This is a genomic window from Bradyrhizobium sp. SHOUNA76 (assembly GCF_023006445.1).
Classification (GTDB): domain Bacteria; phylum Pseudomonadota; class Alphaproteobacteria; order Rhizobiales; family Xanthobacteraceae; genus Bradyrhizobium.
The window spans coordinates 1-3,230 of record NZ_JALBHA010000623.1 but is presented as its reverse complement, the minus strand read 5'-3'; the positions used below and the strand labels follow the sequence as shown (position 1 = coordinate 3,230).

Genomic DNA, 3,230 nt, shown 5'->3' with positions numbered 1-3,230 from the left:
GTGCGGCCGCTCCGGCTGCTGCTGCGCCTGCCGCGGCTGCCAAGGCTCCCGCCGGCGGCGACAAGAAGAAGTAATCTCTCAAAGCTGGCGCGCGGTCCCTGACCGCGCGCCAAGCGAGGGGCGCGCCGCGTCATGCGACTCTTTGTTGGGCTCGGCAATCCCGGCGCGAAATACGCACGCAACCGGCACAATGTCGGCTTCATGGCCGTCGACGAAATCGCGCGGCGTCATGGTTTCGCACCATGGCGCCGTCGTTTTCAGGGCGAGACCTCGGAAGGCGCGCTCGGACCTGAGCGCGTGATCCTGCTCAAGCCCACGACCTACATGAACGATTCCGGCCGTGCCGTGCAGGAAGCCGCAAGCTTCTTCAAGATCGCTCCTGGCGACGTTACCGTGTTCCACGACGAGCTCGAACTGCCGCCGGGCAAGGTGCGGGTCAAGATCGGCGGCGGCATCGCCGGACACAACGGTTTGCGTTCGATTTCGGCGCATATCGGCAATGACTATCGCCGCGTGCGTCTCGGCATCGGTCATCCCGGCGTCAAGGAACTGGTGCACGGCCACGTGCTGTCGGACTTCGCCAAGGCTGATAACGACTGGGTGGCGACGCTGTGCGAGGCGGTGGCCGAGCATGCGGCGTTGGTTGCCAAGGGCACGGACGCGACCTTCGCCAACAGGGTCCATCTTGCCATGCAGGCGAAGGGGTTTTTGACCAAGGACGAGAACGGAGAGAAGTCGAGCTGATCTCTCTCCGTCATGGCCGGGTCAAGCCCGGGCATGACGACTTCAACGAACGCACGCGCCGGGCGCGAAGACTGGATGAGACCATGGGATTCAAATGCGGGATCGTCGGATTGCCCAATGTCGGCAAGTCGACCTTGTTCAATGCGCTGACCGAGACGGCCGCGGCGCAAGCCGCGAACTATCCGTTCTGCACCATCGAGCCGAATGTCGGCGAGGTCGCCGTGCCCGATCCGCGGCTCGACAAGCTCGCGGCGATCGCCAAGTCGGGACAGATCATCCCGACCCGGCTGACCTTCGTCGACATCGCGGGCCTCGTCCGCGGCGCTTCCAAGGGTGAAGGCCTCGGCAATCAATTTCTGGCCAACATCCGCGAGGTCGACGCGATCGCGCATGTGGTGCGCTGCTTCGAGGATTCCGACATCACCCATGTCGAGGGCAAGATCGCCCCGCTCGCCGACATCGAGACCATCGAGACCGAGCTGATGCTCGCCGATCTCGACAGCCTCGAAAAGCGCGTCGACAACCTCACCAAGAAGGCCAAGGGCAACGACAAGGACGCCAAGGAGCAGCTCGACCTCGTCAACCGCACCCTGGTGCTGCTGCGCGAGGGCAAGCCCGCGCGCCTCGTCGAGCGCAAGGCCGAGGAGGAGCGCGCTTTCGGGATGCTCGGCTTGCTGTCGTCCAAGCCCGTGCTCTACGTCTGCAACGTCGAGGAAGGCTCGGCCGCAACGGGCAATTCGTTCTCCACGGCGGTGCAGGAGCAGGCCGCCAAGGAAGGCGCCGTTGCCGTCGTCATCTCGGCCAAGATCGAATCCGAGATCGCCACCATCTCACGCGAGGAACGCGCCGACTTCCTGGAGACGCTGGGCCTGGAGGAGGCCGGCCTCGACCGCCTGATCCGTGCCGGCTACACGCTGCTCGACCTCATCACCTATTTCACCGTGGGTCCGAAGGAAGCGCGCGCCTGGACCATCTATCGCGGCACCAAGGCGCCGGGCGCGGCCGGCGTAATCCATACCGATTTCGAGAAGGGTTTTATTCGCGCCGAGACGATTGCGTATGAGGACTACGTCGCGCTGGGCGGCGAAGCCGGCGCCCGCGATGCCGGCAAGCTGCGGCTCGAAGGCAAGGAATACGTCGTCGCCGACGGCGACGTGATGCATTTCAGGTTCAATACGTAAGCAGCGAACACTGGCGCCGCAGGGTGGGCAAAGCGAAGCGTGCCCACGGCCTCTCTCTCAAATCCCGAATGATGGTGGGCACGGCGCTTTGCGCCTTTGCCCACCCTACGCACCTCGCTGCCTCACCGCATCCCGCTGCCCTGGTCCCGGATCGCGCCGAGATGCTCGTTGATGCGGAAGACGATCAGGATCAGCTCCGCGACGATGCGCGAGAACACGATGCCGACGACGACGCTCGCGATCGACGACAGCAGCACCAGGAAGCCGCCGAACGGGCTGATCGCCATGGCAGCCAGGCCCGAAAAGATGCCGGAGAGGCCGAACAGGCAGATCAGCGCGATCACCAGCCAATAGAAGGTCTTGATGATCGTCGGCGTGATGAACCGGTCCCATTGGAAAAGGTCGCTGAATGAAAACATTGATCTCCCCAGGGCAAATCGGGCCCGCAAACTGGCCTTGGCGCTCGGGTCCTGGCCCTCGATTGGTCCGACTCAAGGCCGCCGCCACCCCGTGTGTAGCACGAGCCATGCGGGCCGGCGGGTTGAGATTGCCGCAAAGTGCGGCCACAATCTGTCATTCCCGCAAAGCTTGCCCAAGATGACCCTGACCTTCGAAGATTTCCCGCCCGGCCGGTTCGGCACATTCGGCCCGCACCATGTCACCCGCGACGAGATTTTGGCCTTTGCCGCCGAGTTCGATCCGCAGCCCATGCACCTGGACGAGGAGGTCGCAGCCAAAAGCATGCTGCGCGGCCTGTCCGGCTCAGGCTGGCACCTCTGCTCGCTGATGATGCGGATGATGGCCGACGGCTTCATCACCCGAGCCGCTTCGATGGGGTCTCCCGGCGTCGATGAGGTCCGTTGGCTGTCGCCGCTCAGGCCGGGTGACGACCTGATACTCGATGTCGATGTGATGGAGGCACGCACCTCGAAGAGCCGGCCCGAGCTCGGAATCGTCACGTTCAAATGCACCGCGCGCAACGCCAAGGGGCAAGCGCTCGCCGAGATGACCTCGCCGATCCTGATCAAGCGGCGCGAGGGGACGGTCTGATGCGGTACTTCGAGGACATCGAGATCGGCCAGCGCCGCGAGATCGGCGCCTATACGTTCACTGCGGAGTTGATCAAGAAGTTCGCCGCCAAGTTCGATCCGCAGCGTTTTCATCTCGACGAGGAGGAGGGCAAGAACTCGCTGTTCGGCGGGCTTGCGGCGTCGGGCTGGCATGTCGGCTCGGCCTGCATGAGCCTGATTGTCGCCGACGGCCAGCGTCTGGCGCGCGAAGCTGCGGCGCGCGGCGAGGCGGTCG

General features: G+C 64.5%; 4 protein-coding genes and 1 pseudogene. 4 read left to right on the top strand and 1 reads right to left on the bottom strand.

Annotated features, from left to right (window positions below; genetic code table 11):
- Positions 1 to 132: 132 nt before the first annotated feature.
- Together pth and ychF are read left to right on the top strand one after the other, a co-directional pair.
- A complete protein-coding gene (gene pth, locus MOV74_RS34565) occupies positions 133 to 744 on the top strand; it encodes an aminoacyl-tRNA hydrolase (RefSeq protein ID WP_246931444.1) in 612 nt (203 codons plus the stop codon).
- Between the two features lie 83 nt (positions 745 to 827).
- Positions 828 to 1,925 (top strand): redox-regulated ATPase YchF, encoded by a 1,098-nt coding sequence (gene ychF / locus MOV74_RS34560; protein ID WP_246931443.1) that lies wholly within the window; start codon positions 828 to 830, stop codon positions 1,923 to 1,925.
- Between the two features lie 122 nt (positions 1,926 to 2,047).
- Here ychF and MOV74_RS34555 read toward each other — a convergent pair whose 3' ends face one another.
- Positions 2,048 to 2,344 carry a DUF4282 domain-containing protein gene (locus MOV74_RS34555; protein ID WP_028134403.1) on the bottom strand — a complete coding sequence of 99 codons (297 nt, stop codon included), beginning with the start codon at positions 2,342 to 2,344 and terminating at the stop codon, positions 2,048 to 2,050.
- 178 nt (positions 2,345 to 2,522) lie between these two features.
- Between MOV74_RS34555 and MOV74_RS34550 the strand changes: the two genes are divergently transcribed.
- Positions 2,523 to 2,975: a MaoC family dehydratase gene (locus MOV74_RS34550; RefSeq protein WP_246931442.1), complete on the top strand. Its 453-nt coding sequence runs from the start codon at positions 2,523 to 2,525 to the stop codon at positions 2,973 to 2,975.
- Positions 2,975 to 3,230, top strand: a pseudogene (locus tag MOV74_RS34545) (MaoC/PaaZ C-terminal domain-containing protein); the annotation flags it as partial. The gene MOV74_RS34550 and the pseudogene MOV74_RS34545, both read left to right, overlap by 1 nt.

Excerpts from the sequence above, each read along its gene's own strand:
- ychF (WP_246931443.1), top strand. The coding sequence starts at position 828 with ATGGGATTCAAATGCGGGATCGTCGGATTGCCCAATGTCGGCAAGTCG.
- MOV74_RS34550 (WP_246931442.1), top strand. The coding sequence starts at position 2,523 with ATGACCCTGACCTTCGAAGATTTCCCGCCCGGCCGGTTCGGCACATTC.
- MOV74_RS34555 (WP_028134403.1), bottom strand. The coding sequence starts at position 2,344 with ATGTTTTCATTCAGCGACCTTTTCCAATGGGACCGGTTCATCACGCCG.
- pth (WP_246931444.1), top strand. The coding sequence starts at position 133 with ATGCGACTCTTTGTTGGGCTCGGCAATCCCGGCGCGAAATACGCACGC.